This window comes from Thioclava sp. JE_KL1 (assembly GCF_009296265.1).
Classification (GTDB): Bacteria; Pseudomonadota; Alphaproteobacteria; order Rhodobacterales; family Rhodobacteraceae; genus Thioclava.
In genome coordinates this window covers 346,731-358,996 of sequence record NZ_WBJS01000001.1, presented here as the reverse complement: position 1 = coordinate 358,996, position 12,266 = coordinate 346,731, and the positions used below count along the sequence as shown (strand labels likewise).

At 64.8% G+C, this 12,266-nt stretch carries 9 protein-coding genes and 1 tRNA gene; 6 read left to right on the top strand and 4 right to left on the bottom strand.

Going from position 1 to position 12,266, the window contains the following annotated elements; genetic code table 11:
- Positions 1-35 precede the first annotated feature (35 nt).
- On the top strand, positions 36-221 hold the full coding sequence (locus F8R15_RS01525) for a DUF3008 family protein (RefSeq protein WP_078519769.1): 186 nt from the start codon (positions 36-38) through the stop codon (positions 219-221).
- Positions 222-272: 51 nt separating this feature from the next.
- On the top strand, positions 273-701 hold the full coding sequence (locus F8R15_RS01520; protein WP_152843074.1) for a hypothetical protein: 429 nt from the start codon (positions 273-275) through the stop codon (positions 699-701).
- Positions 702-713: 12 nt separating this feature from the next.
- Here the strand turns inward: F8R15_RS01520 and F8R15_RS01515 are convergent, their stop codons facing one another.
- The 4 genes from F8R15_RS01515 to lipB form a co-directional block, all read right to left on the bottom strand.
- Positions 714-1,214, bottom strand: a complete 501-nt coding sequence (locus F8R15_RS01515; RefSeq protein WP_253732314.1) for a DUF2244 domain-containing protein — start codon at positions 1,212-1,214, stop codon at positions 714-716.
- Positions 1,215-1,342: 128 nt separating this feature from the next.
- Complete coding sequence (gene ctaD / locus F8R15_RS01510; RefSeq protein WP_078539822.1) at positions 1,343-3,013, bottom strand: cytochrome c oxidase subunit I; 1,671 nt, start codon at positions 3,011-3,013, stop codon at positions 1,343-1,345.
- A 286-nt stretch (positions 3,014-3,299) separates the two neighbouring features.
- Positions 3,300-3,731 (bottom strand): cytochrome c family protein, encoded by a 432-nt coding sequence (locus F8R15_RS01505; RefSeq protein ID WP_078520032.1) that lies wholly within the window; start codon positions 3,729-3,731, stop codon positions 3,300-3,302.
- Between the two features lie 114 nt (positions 3,732-3,845).
- The gene (gene lipB, locus F8R15_RS01500; RefSeq protein ID WP_152843070.1) at positions 3,846-4,520 is read right to left on the bottom strand and encodes a lipoyl(octanoyl) transferase LipB; all 675 of its coding nucleotides are present in this window, start codon (positions 4,518-4,520) and stop codon (positions 3,846-3,848) included.
- A 201-nt stretch (positions 4,521-4,721) separates the two neighbouring features.
- Between lipB and F8R15_RS01495 the strand changes: the two genes are divergently transcribed.
- The 4 genes from F8R15_RS01495 to F8R15_RS01480 all read left to right on the top strand — a co-directional run bounded on the left by F8R15_RS01495 (position 4,722) and on the right by F8R15_RS01480 (position 12,262).
- Positions 4,722-6,380, top strand: a complete 1,659-nt coding sequence (locus tag F8R15_RS01495; protein ID WP_152843067.1) for a peptidoglycan-binding domain-containing protein — start codon at positions 4,722-4,724, stop codon at positions 6,378-6,380.
- A gap of 143 nt (positions 6,381-6,523) precedes the next feature.
- A tRNA-Leu gene (locus tag F8R15_RS01490) sits at positions 6,524-6,610 on the top strand.
- A gap of 232 nt (positions 6,611-6,842) precedes the next feature.
- Positions 6,843-9,407, top strand: coding sequence for a hypothetical protein (locus tag F8R15_RS01485; protein ID WP_152843065.1), 2,565 nt, complete (start codon positions 6,843-6,845; stop codon positions 9,405-9,407).
- 122 nt (positions 9,408-9,529) lie between these two features.
- Positions 9,530-12,262: a Hint domain-containing protein gene (locus F8R15_RS01480; protein ID WP_152843063.1), complete on the top strand. Its 2,733-nt coding sequence runs from the start codon at positions 9,530-9,532 to the stop codon at positions 12,260-12,262.
- Positions 12,263-12,266 lie beyond the last annotated feature (4 nt).

The following is a 12,266-nucleotide window of genomic DNA, read 5'->3' as shown; positions in this document are numbered from 1 at the left end:
GTTTTCTTTTTCAGATGGTCCTAGGGAGGCTCGCGATGAAGGCACAATCGAAAGCACAGCAGAAAGCGGCGGGGGCCGCCTTGGCCGCGAAACGCGGCGAGGCGAAGGTCGGCGATCTTCAGGGCGCATCGAAGGAGATGTATGACACCATGTCCGAGAGCGAGCTCGACGAGATGGCGAGCACGAAGCGTGAAGACCTGCCCGACAGCAAGGACGATTGAACGCCGCGGCCAGCCAGGGCCGCGTTCGATTTTGCGTAACGAGTGATATGTTTGGAGGAGTTGATGGGGCGTCTTCCGGGATTGGCGGTGATTGGGACGGTTGTCGGGCTGGCGGGATGTGTCCCGCAGCCGGGCTTGCAGGATCTGAAGCGGAGCTATCCCGACCGCACGCTTTATCATTTCAACTCGTCTGCCCTGGGCGGTGAGGTGAGCTATCTCTGCGCGCCGGGCAGCACGCCGAGGGCCACCAAGGCCCGCGCGCGCAAGGCCCATGCTGCTTATGAGGTCGAAATACAAAACTACGGCGACAGGTTCGCCGAGGCGCTGGTCTCCGCTCTGGAAGCCGGAACCGGGGCGAGCTCCGCCGCGCAAGAGGTCAACCGGGACAGCGACGCCTGGGCGCGCGAAGCGGCGTTGAAGATCGAAGAGCAGTATGAATGCCTGCCCGTGGCCGCGCCGGGGGTTGGCATTTCTAAGTGAGGTTCACGGTGGTCAGGGCGCAATGGGCGCGCGTGCGGCCGCAAGCCGGATCACGAGTTCGCGGTGCAGCTGGCGACGCTCTTCCGGGGTGAGAAAGGCGCCGATCTCCACCTCGCGCGGGCCGCCGCGCAGCGTCAGGTAGGCTTCGACCGGCCCGCCCTTTCCATGCAGATCAGCTTGCACCCAATGCGGATTGGCCGCCCAGTCGCGCGAGGGTTTGCCCGGTTCGTGGCGGATCAGGTGCAGGTCCGGCCCGTTGAAGGTCAGAACCTCGAGCACCTCCCCCGTGCGATAGCTATGCGAGATTGCCCACCATACGCCTGCAATGGCGAGCGCGATGAAGGGCAGCAGCCCCCACAGCTCCACATGGCCCAGCAGCGACAGGAGCGGCAGGCTGACCATGACCACCGTGGCCGCGATGAAGAAGACGAAGCCTTTGCGCGGCAGGGAGCGGTAGGGCCACAGGTGCAGCTGATCGGGCAGGGGCGCAGCCTCGGAGCGGGGCGCCTCCATGGTTTGGCCTTCGGTATCTGTCCAGCGATAGGGCATGATCCGCCCGGTCCTTCCTGCAACCTCTCGCCCTTTTGCAAACGGCCCCGGATCGCTCCGGGGCCGTTCTCGTTATCAGGAGATCTAGATCACTAGTGCGCGTGGGCGTGATCCCAATCCTCGCGCTTCGGGAGCTCCTCGAAAGTGTGCTCCGGCGGCGGGGAGGGCAGGGTCCACTCCAGCGTGTCGGCATACTCGTTCCAGTAGTTGTTCTCGGTGACGCGCTTACCCTTGAACAGGGTGTAGAACACGATGCCGATGAAGAACACGAAGCTGGCGAACGAGATGAACGCACCGATCGAGCTGATGTAGTTCCAGGTGGCGAAGGCCTCCGGATAGTCGATGTAACGGCGCGGCATGCCCTGACGGCCCAGGAAGTGCTGCGGGAAGAAGATCAGGTTCGACCCGATGAACATCATCCAGAAGTGCAGCTTGCCGGCCCATTCCGGGTACTGGCGGCCCGACATCTTGCCGATCCAGAAGTAGACGCCCGCGAAGATCGCGAACACCGCCCCCAGCGACATCACGTAGTGGAAGTGCGCCACGACGTAGTAGGTGTCGTGATAGACGCGGTCGAGCGGCGCCTGCGACAGCACCACGCCGGTCACGCCGCCGATGGTGAACAGGAAGAGGAAGCCGATCGCCCAGAGCATCGGCGTCTTGAACTCGATCGAGCCGCCCCACATCGTCGCGATCCAGCTGAATACCTTCACGCCCGTTGGCACCGCGATCACCATCGTCGCCACCATGAAGTAGCTCTGCTGGGTCAGCGACAGGCCCACCGTGTACATGTGGTGCGCCCAGACGACGAAGCCCAGAACACCGATCGCCACCATCGCGTAGACCATCGGCAGGTAGCCGAAGACCGGCTTCTTGGAGAAGGTCGCGATGACGTGGCTGATGATGCCGAAGCCCGGCAGGATGATGATGTAGACCTCGGGGTGTCCGAAGAACCACAGGATGTGCTGGTAGAGGATCGGATCGCCGCCGCCCGACGGGTCGAAGAAGGTGGTGCCGAAGTTACGGTCCATCAGCAGCATGGTGATTGCGCCTGCCAGAACCGGCAGCGACAGCAGGATCAGCCAGGAGGTCACGAAGATCGACCAGGCAAACAGCGGCACCTTGTGCAGCGTCATGCCCGGCGTCCGCATGTTGAGGAAGGTCGTGATCATGTTGATCGCGCCGAGGATCGAGCTGGCGCCCGAAACGTGCACGGCGAAGATCGCGAGATCCATCGAATAGCCGCCCTCGTTCACGGACAGCGGCGGGTAGAGCACCCAGCCCACGCCCGAGCCTGCGCCGCCGCCGCCACCGGGGGCGAGCAGCGAAGCGATCCCGAGCGAGGTGCCCGCGACATAGAGCCAGTAGCTGAGGTTGTTCATCCGCGGGAACGCCATGTCCGGCGCGCCGATCTGGAGCGGCATGAAATAGTTGCCGAAGCCCCCGAACAGCGCCGGAATGACGACGAAGAACATCATCAGGACGCCGTGATAGGTGATCATCACGTTCCAGAGGTGCCCGTCGGGGGTGCATTCCTCGGCCGAAGCGATGAAGCGCGCGCCCTCGGCGCACATGTATTGCACGCCCGGCTCCATCAGCTCGAGGCGCATGTAAACTGTGAACAGGACCGAGATCAGCCCCACCGCGCCTGCGGTGAAGAGATACAAGATCCCGATATCCTTGTGATTGGTCGACATGAACCAACGGGTAAAGAACCCGCGCGTGTCATGTGCGCCCTCGCCGTGAACGGCTGCGTCCGCCATAGTGATCTCCCATTTCTCCCGTCAGACCCGGGTCTCCCGTCCCTTTGGGCCTGAATGAACGGAGGTTATGAATATTTCGATGGCAGGGCAAGAATTCTGCACACGCATCCGTGAAAAAATGTCGCAGCCCTGTCAGGCGTGAGTGATCCGTGATCTCGCGCCCTTGGCAGGCTGTGCGAGCGTCGGCGTGGCACCGCGCGAGCGTTGCGAATCCGCGACGCCGGCATAAAAAAAGCGGACCCTCGAAAGGGTCCGCCAACGAACGCGTGATGCGTTTATGTCGCGATCAGGACGCGGGCGCGTCGGGCGACACTTCTGCCGAACCGAGGTAAGCGGCGATGTCCGCCTGGTCCTTGCGTTGTTTGTAGGCCATGCCCGATTTCGCCTTGGGATCGCCGGTCTGCTCCTCGAGGAACTTCGACGGATCGGTGATGTATTCGGCGAGCAGCTCTTCGGTCCAGACGGCGCCAGTATCGGCGTATTCCTTGATCCCGTCCTTGTATTTATAGCCATCCACGGATGCGACCTTGCGACCGATCACGTTGTAGAGGTTCGGGCCGACCTTGCCGCCTTTGTAGATCGCAGTGCCATCGGGGGCGACGATCGAGTGACAGGCCTTGCACCGCTTGAATTCGTTTTTGCCTTTCTCGACGTCCTGCGCAAGCGCGGGGCTCGCAACGGTGACGGCGGTGATCATGGCAATAAGGCTGAGTTTCATCGCGTCTTCCTTGTTCATTTTGAGACGAAGCTCGGGCCCTCCCGACCCGGCTTTCACAGGGCAGTCACGCTGCCTTGAAGGGCGTTCTAACATGCATGATTGCCTATGTGTCCACTAAACTTCTGAGGTCGCATTTAGTTTACTCACAAAAATGCGACAGAATGTCGCACGTAGCGCGAGATCAAGATCCGCCATTTCGACCGGCAGGCCGAGATCGACGAGGCTCGTCACCCCGTGATCGCGAATCCCGCATGGCACGATTCCCTCGAAATGCGACAGGTCCGGCTCCACGTTGATCGAGATGCCGTGGAAGCTGACCCATTTGCGCAGCTTCACCCCGATCGCGGCGATCTTGTCCTCGCGCAGGCTGCCATCCGCCGCCTTCGGCTTGTCGGGACGCTGAACCCAGACGCCGACGCGACCATCGCGAATCTCGCCCTTCACGTTGAACTCGTCGAGCGCGGCGATCACCCAATCCTCGAGCTGGCGCACGAAGCAGCGCACGTCGCGCCCGCGCTTGTTCAGGTCGAGCATCACATAGGCGACGCGCTGGCCGGGGCCATGATAGGTGTATTGGCCGCCGCGCCCGGCCTCGAAGACGGGAAAACGGTCGGGATCGACGAGATCCTCGCGCTTGGCGGAGGTGCCAGCCGTGTAGAGCGGCGGGTGCTCGAGAAGCCAGATCATCTCCTCGGCCTCGCCCGCGGCGATCTTGGCCACGCGGTCCTCCATGAAGGCCAGCGCCTCACGATAGGGGACCGGGCTGTCACTTACGCGCCATTCGACCATTTCTTAACCTCACCCGCCGGAATTCCTCACCCGACGTCAATATTCCTTGCCACATCACCGATTCGGAGCGCAAACTTGACCTATTGGTAAGGTCGCGCACCCCCCGCGCCGGTCACATTCCGACCGGTCCTGTCGTGCAGAAACATGGAATTTGCGGGGCAACAGGCAAGACCGGAAGTTATTTGATTGGAGGGTTCAGGGATGAAACACAAGTTCGTTCTGGCGGGTCTTGCGCTCGCTGTCGTTACCGGAGGGCCGGCCGTGCCGGCGCTGGCGGGCGGCTCGGATATCGTGGGTGGGGTGATCGGAGGGATCATCGGCGGCGCGATCGTGAACGAGGCCAACCGCCAGCCGCGCAGGGTCACGAAGCGCACCTATTACAAGAAGCCGACCATGTCGTCGGCGCAGCGCGAGGCCAATCGCGAAGTTCAGGTCTCGCTCAACCACTTCGGGTGGAATGTCGGCACGCCGGATGGGGTGCTGGGGCGCAACTCGCGCTCGGGCATCTCGCAATATCAGGCCTTCATGGATTTCCCGATCACGGGCAAGCTGACCGATCTGGAGCGCACCATCCTGACCACGTCGTATCAGAAGGCGAGTATTGGCGGCGCTGCGATCACACAGACGATCTCGACCCATCCGCAGGGGATGCGCGGGCTTCTCTTGCAGACGCGCGAGCAGATGCTGGGCACGGGGAAATCGACCTACGCCGGCAATTCGATCGGGGGCTTGCCGCCGCAGATTTCCGAGGCCGTGTTCGAGATCGCACGTAGCTCCAACGTGGAGCCGCAGCAGCTGATGGCGCGGTCTGGCTTCGTGCAGCTGGCCGATCTGAACAATGACGGACGCACCGATTATCTGCTCGATACTTCAGTTCTGGGGCCGGGCTTCTGGTGCAACGACAAGAGCTGCGCGGTGCGGGTCTTCGCCTCGACGCCGAGCGGCTTCTCGCGCAACGATTTTCAGGCCTACAACGCGACGCCTGCGATGTTCACCTGTCAGGCGGGGGCGTGCCAGAAGGCCGATACGGGTGCCCAGAGCAACGCGCCGGTAACGGCTGCAGCGCCTGCGCCTGCTCCAGCCGCGCCGTCCTTCGCGACGCAGATGGCTTCGCAGCCGGCGCCCGCGATGCCGTCCTTTGTTGCACCCGCGCCGGTTACGGAACCCGTGCCGGTGTCGCTTGCGTCTTTCTGCGCGAAGACCAGTCTCGTTACCTCGTCCAATGGCGGCTTCGCCACCGAGGCTTCGCTGACCGATCCGGGGCAGGCCTTGGGCGAGCAGTTCTGCCTCGCGCGCGGCTATGCCTTGGACGAAGGTGCGGAGCTCGAGGCCAATATCGGCGGCTTCACGCCCGAACAGATCGCCGCGCAATGCCGCGATTTCGGCGCGCTTCTCTCCGAGCAGGTGGCTGCCGTCGGCACCACCCCGCGCGAGGCGACGCTTGCCAAGGTGAAAAGCTTCATCGACGGCTCGGGGATGAGCCCGGCGCAGCTATCGGGCACCGCGAAGGTCTGCCTGTCGGTCGGCTACCGCACCGACGACATGGATGTGGCGCTGGGCTCGGCGCTGGTTCTGGGTGGTCTGGGCGAGGGCGCCTATGACGAACTGGTCGGCCATCACCTGATGCAGGGAATCGGCACGGCCGAGCGCCCCGATCTCGCGATGGGCTGGTATGAGAACGCGCTTTCGGCGCAGCCGGTATTCGCGCCCGCGCAGCCCGAACGCAGCGGCCTGATCCGCAAGGCGGCCCTGATGATGAACGGTCGCGCCGACGCCGCTACGGCGCCGAAGCCCGCGATGGCGCTGCCGAGCTTTGCGGCGAAGGCGGCGGAGCTCGTGGAAACCGCGGCGCCGCAATAACCTGCACCCCGCGACAGGCCGGGACCGCCCGGCCTGTCGCAACGGCAAGAGCGCGAATGCGAAAAATTCTCGCCAATCCCGAAATATCCCCTTTTCATCCCCCAAGCCTTTGGCTAATACGCGCCACACCAAGCCTAGACAGTGCGGTCGTGGCGGAATTGGTAGACGCGCAGCGTTGAGGTCGCTGTGGGGTAACTCCCGTGGAAGTTCGAGTCTTCTCGACCGCACCATTTCTCTCCTGAAGAGAAAGCTGACAGACCCGAGGCGGTATTCCCTAGATCGAAAATCTCTCGTTGCAGCGCAGATGCGCGCGCAGGTCTGTACGTCTCCCGCTTTGACTTTTTCCATTTGGTTTCAATGGGCTGATGGTTTCTGGCGAGCACCGTGCGCTCGGTTCAAAGCTCGGTAGGGCCTCTTGCTAATCCTATCCCTCGACAGCGGCTTACCCTGAGCGAGGATCGCATGACCTGCCACATCACCGGAATCGTCACATCCCCAGACGGGACGATTAGCGCCAATTGCACCGTCAGCTTCGAGCGGCTGGGCGGAATCGTCTCGACCGTCGAGCAAGGCGGCGTCACGGTGCGCGTGCCGCGGATCGTCTCTGCCCAGACCGACGCGGGAGGCGCGCTCGCGATCGATCTGCCTGCGGGCGACTATCACGGCACCTGTTTCGGTGACGCGTGGGAGTTGCATTGGGAGTTTCTGGCCCGGGTGCCCGAAGCACCAAGCGAGAGTTTCGCCAATTGTATCGCGACTGCCCCCGTGGAAGCGCCCGCAGATACGCCGCCCTCGGAGGCGAGCGCGGTATATGTCGCGCTGGCGCAGGCTTGGGCGGAAGGCACGGCCCCGGGCGGGCCGGGCACGCAAAGCTCGCAGGCGTGGGCGGAGGCGGCGCAGGCCGGGGAACAAGCGGCGGGCATAGAGGCGACGGCGGCGGCGGCGGCCAGCGCGGCGGCTGCGGAGAGCCGGGCGGCGGCGGAACTGGCGCGCGATGCCGCGATGCTGAGCGGAGGAGTTCATGCGAGCGTTGCCGACGGGCTCGGGGCCACGGCGGAAGGCGCGCATTTCAGTGTGGCTAGCGAGGGCGCGCGTTTCGCGACGCTCTACCGTCACGCGGCCGGAGGCATCGCCGAGGAAGTCGCGAGCTACCCGTCTTCTGAAGCGCTGGCGGCGCGGAGTTTCTCTGGTATGCGCTCGGTCTTCGGCGGCAACGACTTTCGAGACGGTGCTGCAGGGTGGGCCATCTCGGGGGCGGATGCTGTAAGCTGGGCCCCCGAGGGAGCAGAGGTCGCGCGGAGCCTGTCGGGGCAAAGCTTCGGCGCGATGCTGATCTACAAAGACGTCCCCGGCGCGGGCGTCGATCTGGTCGCGGGGCATCGCTACGCGCTTTACGCCGATTTCGACGCGGAGGGCGATGTGGCAGCAAGCGGCATCGATACGCTCGGCTGGCGTCCCTTCGTGCTTCAATCGACGCCGGGATCGGCGATGGACGCGCTGCGCGTGCAGGTGGGTAACACAGGTGCACCGATCCGCCACCGCGTTGCGCGGTGCTTCACCGCCGAGACGAGCGCCACGCGCGGCAATCCCTATATCGAGTTCGCGAGCCCGCGCGACGAGAGCGATCAGAACCTCCTGACCCTGTCGCTGAAGCTCACGCTGCGCTGCTTCATGCTGGTCGATCTGGGCGTGGCCGGCGAGCCCGCATTCGACCTCAGCGAAACGGAGGTGGCCGAGGCGCTGGCGCGGCTTGGTGCCCCCTATCATCCGCTGCCCGAGACCGCGCAGGCGATCAGCTTCGACGCGGTGCGTGCGGTCCAGACGGGCTACGCCCAGCAGGCGGGGCAGGCGGCCCGCGCGGATCTTGCCGACATGGCGGAGGCGCTGCGCTCCCCTTGGGCGGGCAAGAGGGTTATCACTTTGGGCCATTCGCTGGTCTCGCAGGTCATGTGGCAACCGCATCTGCGCGAGATGCTGTCGCTCGAGGGGCACTCGGTGCGCGGGATCTCGGGTGGCACCTTGCAGCCCAAGCCGGGCGAGGGTGTGACGGGTATGTTCTCGCGCGACTATATGGCGGGACTCGCGAACGACCTGATCAATTTCAGCGATGCGACCGCAGGAAACGCGACGACGCTGGGCCTGAGCGCGGGTGTCCGGGACCGGAGTGCGGCGACGATCTTCTGGCTCGGCGCGAATGACGGGGTGACGGATCTCGCGAATGCCGGGTATCAAACCCTCGCGCTCGATGGGGCGCAGATCGCGGGGCTGGCGGCGAAGGCGGCGGCGCTCTCCGTCGGGCATTTCGCAGGCCCCGCAGAGGGGCTCGCGGCGACGCAAGCCGGGGCCTGTTTCACGGCCCCCGGCACGCAGCCCGGCTTCGATATCCTCTATGAGCATCGCAATACCGGCAGCGCCGAGGCGCGCGCGGTCTATTGCGTTCCGCAGCCCGGTACCCCCTATAGCTGCGATCGGATCATGACCGAGGCCGAGCAGAACGAGTTCGAGGCGCGCAACGCCGCGGATGGTGCGGCGGCCTTCCTGTCTGCGCCGCTGAGCACCGGGCATATCGTGACCTATGAAGGTCTCTGGCACACGATGACCGCCAATTATCTTGCGGCGAGCGGCTTCGACGGGGTGCCCGATCATCGGCTGTTCATCGTGCGCGAGCCGCAGGCTTTCTGGTCTTTCGATGGCACGATCGACTGGCCGCAGGGCCATTTCGAGCGCAACGCGGTGCATGCGCGTGTGGCCGATCGCTGGGGGATCCCGTTGATCGATCTGTGGGGCGAGAGCGGCATCAACCTCGCGACGCGCGGCTGGTATCTCGCGGTCGAGGCTGGGGGCGATCTGCTCGTCCATCTCAACGACCGCGGCGGGCGGCTGTGCGCGAGCCGGGTGGCGGCGCGGATGGCGCAGTTTCCGCCGCTCGATCCGGCGGGGGCATCGGATGGCGCGGCGCTGTCGCTGCCCGTGGATGCATCCGGCCTCGCGCCGTGGCAACCCGACAATACGGTCACGCCGGGCTGAACCCCGACCGATTTATCTCAAATCGCAAGAACTCTCTCGCGCGCGTTAACCCTGCCTTGGGAGACGCGCGCGATGATCGCCCTTGTGTGAAACCGTTTTGGGGCTGATCGGGCGATCGTGCGATGACGAGTTACGTCTTTCATGGCTATTTCCGATCGGATTTCCTGATCGAGGGCGGCGGCTCGACCGTCGTCACCGGAAGCCGCTTCATGATCGACCCGAGTTGGGACGTCGATACGAGCGGACGCGTCTTTACCTTCACCGACGATGGCGCGAACCTCTCGGGCGACAGTTTCAACGACGAGATCGGCAACGACAGCACGCAAACTGTCTCGGTGACCGATGCCTCCGGTGCGCTAATCGCTTCCGGGCAGGTCTATATCGAGAACGCGTTCACGCTGCTCGCCCCGGACGGCTCGACGAACACTGTCTACATCCTCGAGATTGGTGGGGCGATCATCGGGGAGGTTGCTGATCAACCGCTGCAGCCTGGCGTCACCTACGAAGTCACTTCGATCGTCGATATCTCGACGGGTCCGGCCTATTCCGCTCTGCTCAGTGCCACCTACGATCCAGATGCGGCCAATACGATTCAGGGCGGCGCTCTTTACGACTCGCTGCAAGGCGGCGCGTCGAACGACCTGTTCGATGGGGGCGCTGGCGCCGACACGATCGACGGTGGCGCGGGCGACGACACGATTTACTACGGTTCCGGCGGCGGCACTTTGGCCGAGGGCGATCTGGTCTATGGCGGCGATGGCAATGATCTGATCGACGATATTTCGGGCACCTTCTATGACTATGACGACACCATCTATGGCGGCGCCGGAAGTGATACGGTCTGGGCCGGGGGCGGCGCGGATTACGTCGAGGGCGGGGATGATGACGACGTCGTCCATGGCGAGGCCGGGGATGACACGATCCTTGGTGGCTCGGGGAACGACTATCTCTATGGCGAGGATGGCAACGACTCGATTCTGGGCGAGGCGGGCTCGGATACCATCCTCGGCGGGACGGGGGACGACACGATCTCGGGCGGGGACGGGGCCGATCACCTCGCGGGCGAGGCCGGGAGCGACCTCCTCTACGGCGATGCCGATGCCGACACGTTCTACCTGAGCGACGCGTGGGGCAGCGATACGGTCTTCGGCGGCGAGACTGTCACCACGGGCAGCGATTTCGACCAGCTCAACTTCACCTATTACACGGCGAGCGGCGTGGCCGTCACCTTCTCCGGATCGGAGAGCGGAACGGCCAGCGCCGGTGGAAACGCGGCGACCTTCAGTGAGATCGAAGGGATTGTCGGGTCGCAGCAGGGCGACGTGATCGACGCCACCAATGATGCCAGCGGCGTCTCGATCGACGGTGGCGGCGGCGCCGACACGATCACCGGCGGATCGGGCGCGGACACGCTTTCGGGCGGAGACGGCAACGACACGATCTGGGCGCTGGGCGGCGACGACCTGATCTCGGGAGGGGCGGGCGACGATACGCTACAGGGCGTGGGCGGTAGCGATACGCTCACCGGCGGGGCAGGGGCTGACGAGCTGCATGGCGGCGACGATGCCGACACTTTCCTGCTTTATGCCGGGGACGGGGCCGAGACGATCTTCGGCGGCGAAGGCGGCACCGATTGGGACGTGATCGAGCTTGGTCCGGGTGAGGCCGTCGTCCTCTGGACGGGTTGGGAAACCGGCGCGATCAGTTATGACGGCGGCATTACCGTCACCTATTTCTGGGAGGTCGAGGAGGTTCTGGGCTCCGCCGACGCAGAGGCATTCGATGCCTCCGCCGCGGGGAATGCCGTCTCGATCGCAGCAGGCGACGGGGCCGATACGCTGACCGGCTCGGCGCTGGGCGACACGCTCGATGCGGGCGCTGGCGATGACGTCATAGATGCCGGTGCAGGGGCCGATACGATCACCACCGGCCTTGGGGCCGATACGCTCAGCTTCAGCGATGGCGACGGGCAGGACATCGTCACCGATTTCGATCTGACGGATGACGGGACGGGCTTCACGCTCGATCAGCTCGACGTCTCTGATCTGACCGATGGCACCGGTAATCCGGTCAATGCCTGGGATGTCGCGGTCAGCGACGATGGCGCGGGCAATGCGGTTCTCAGCTTTCCCAATGGTGAGAGCCTGACGCTGACCGGCGTCGCGCCCGCGCAGGTGGCGGGGGCGCCGCAGCTCTACGCGATGGGCATCCCCTGTTTCACCGAAGGCACGCGGCTGGCTACGCCGGGCGGGCCGCGCCGGATCGAAACCCTGAAACCGGGCGATCTGGTCACGACGCTGGATGATGCGCCGCAGCCGGTCCTGTGGCATGCGCATCGCCGGTTCGGCGCGGCGGCGCTGGCCGCTGATCCGCGGCTTTGCCCGGTGCGACTGCGGCCCGGTTCGTTCGGCAATGGCGAGGCGCTGGTTCTCTCCGGGCAACATTGCATCTGGGTGCCGGAGGGGCAGGGCGCCCTCGCGCGCGCGCGCCACTTAGCGGCAACGGGATGGGGCGGGGCGCGGGTGATGCGGGGCTGCCGGGAGGTGATCTATCACCACCTGCTGCTGCCGCGTCATGCGTTGGTCAATGCCGAGGGCGCCTGGGTCGAAAGTTTCTGGCCCGGACCGCAGGCGCTGCGCGCGCTGCCCCCCTCAGATCTGACCGATCTGCTGCGCGCCCACCCCGCCTTGGCGCAGGTCCATTTCCTCGGCGCGGCGCCGGAAGAGGTCTACGGTCCACGAGTTCGTCCGTCGCTGACGTCGCGGAAGCTAGATCGTTCCAAATGCAAGTCCTGGTCGCTCCTTGCGCGACAAGCGACGCAAAACGGCAATTTTTCAGGCGAAACCGTGCTGTGATGCG

Bases quoted from the DNA above. Each gene is read 5' to 3' on its own strand.
- F8R15_RS01505 (WP_078520032.1), bottom strand. From the start codon at position 3,731: ATGAAACTCAGCCTTATTGCCATGATCACCGCCGTCACCGTTGCGAGC.
- F8R15_RS01485 (WP_152843065.1), top strand. From the start codon at position 6,843: ATGACCTGCCACATCACCGGAATCGTCACATCCCCAGACGGGACGATT.
- lipB (WP_152843070.1), bottom strand. From the start codon at position 4,520: ATGGTCGAATGGCGCGTAAGTGACAGCCCGGTCCCCTATCGTGAGGCG.
- F8R15_RS01515 (WP_253732314.1), bottom strand. From the start codon at position 1,214: ATGGAGGCGCCCCGCTCCGAGGCTGCGCCCCTGCCCGATCAGCTGCAC.
- F8R15_RS01525 (WP_078519769.1), top strand. From the start codon at position 36: ATGAAGGCACAATCGAAAGCACAGCAGAAAGCGGCGGGGGCCGCCTTG.
- ctaD (WP_078539822.1), bottom strand. From the start codon at position 3,013: ATGGCGGACGCAGCCGTTCACGGCGAGGGCGCACATGACACGCGCGGG.
- F8R15_RS01495 (WP_152843067.1), top strand. From the start codon at position 4,722: ATGAAACACAAGTTCGTTCTGGCGGGTCTTGCGCTCGCTGTCGTTACC.
- F8R15_RS01480 (WP_152843063.1), top strand. From the start codon at position 9,530: ATGACGAGTTACGTCTTTCATGGCTATTTCCGATCGGATTTCCTGATC.